Here is a 1,291-nt window from a genome sequence, read left to right as displayed (position 1 = left end):
GCTGAAGGTGGTGCCATCGCTCGCCTGAGCCATCTGGCATCCTGTGGTCACCATCTTCATTCCCTATGGCGGCCTCCGCATTCGCTGCACATTCGGAGCCGCCAATGGCCGGGTTTCCGCCGCATCCCGCCGGCGGACGGTACCTGGACAAGGGAATGAAGAAGGAATCGATCGAAGAAACGGCTCGACTGATCGAGCTGCGCGATGCCTGCGCGCAATGCAGCGACGAAGCGCAGTTCGCCGCGATGGCGCGCCGGCAGCTGCAGCCACTGCTGCCGCATGGCTCGCTGATCGCGGCCATCGTGCGCATCTCACCGGCGCAGCTGCGCCTGGTTCATGCCATTGCGTTGAACCACCCGGCCGAAGTGCTGGCACGGATGCCGCGCGAGCTCGACCTGGCCGATCGGCCGGCGCTGAAGCGCTGGCTCGATTCGGGCGAGCCACAGATCCTGGCCCTGCCCGGCGATGCCGGGCGGATGTCGGCGCGCGAGCAGTGTGCGCTCGAAGCACTGGGCCTGCGCCGGGTCGCATTGCACGGCCGGATCGACCTCGGCGGCATCGTCGGCAGCTGCTTCTGCTTCGGCAACCTGGGTGACGCGGTGAGCCCGCCGCAGGCGCTGGACCGGCTGCGCCTGGTGATCCCGCCCTTGCACGAGGCCTTGATGCGCGCCTGGCGCCGCGAGCGCCCGATGCCGCGCCGCCCTCCTGCCGTGGACGACTGATCAGCGTTGGTCAGCGAAGACGCTCCAGCGCATTCGCCAGCTGCTGCACCGTGCGGTCGACATGGGCCAGTTTGTCGAGCCCGAACAGCCCGATGCGCCAGCTGCGGAAATCCGCCGGTTCGTCGCACTGAAGCGGCACGCCGGCGGCGGTCTGCAGCCCGAGCCCGGCGAACTTGCGGGCCGACTGGATCTCGGGGTCGTCGGTGAAGCTGACGACCACGCCGGGCGACTCGAAGCCGGCGGCAGCGACGCTCTTGAAGCCCTTCTGCGCCAGCAGCGTGCGCACCTTGGTGCCGAGCTGCTGCTGCGCATGGCGCGCCGCCTCGAAGCCGAAGCGCTCGGTCTCCTGCATGACCTCCCAGGTCTTCGTCAGCGCATCGGTGGGCATCGTCGTGTGGTAGCCGAACGCGCCGGCCTCGTAGGTCTCGGCGATCTGCAGCCACTTGCGCAAGTCGCAGGCGAAGCTGGTGCTCTGCGTCTTCGCCATGCGGTCGCGCGCCGCGGCGCTCAGCATCACGAAGGCGCTGCCGGGCGAGCCGCTCCAGCCCTTCTGCGGCGCGCTGATCAGG

At 69.2% G+C, this 1,291-nt stretch carries 2 protein-coding genes; one reads left to right on the top strand and one right to left on the bottom strand.

Features of this window, described 5'->3' with window-relative positions; all coding sequences use genetic code 11:
• The first annotated feature begins 155 nt into the window (after window positions 1–155).
• Complete coding sequence (locus AC1D15_RS32815) at window positions 156–722, top strand: hypothetical protein (protein WP_477829355.1); 567 nt, start codon at window positions 156–158, stop codon at window positions 720–722.
• A gap of 10 nt (window positions 723–732) precedes the next feature.
• On the opposite strand, the gene AC1D15_RS32810 is transcribed toward AC1D15_RS32815, so the two are convergent.
• The coding region (locus AC1D15_RS32810) for a pyridoxal-phosphate-dependent aminotransferase family protein (RefSeq protein WP_477829354.1) at window positions 733–1,291 on the bottom strand (559 nt) is incomplete at its 5' end.

It is taken from the genome of Rhizobacter sp. P2_H2 (assembly GCF_056403375.1).
Note: the sequence above shows the minus strand (reverse complement) of the source record. Positions and strands in the feature narration are given on the sequence as shown.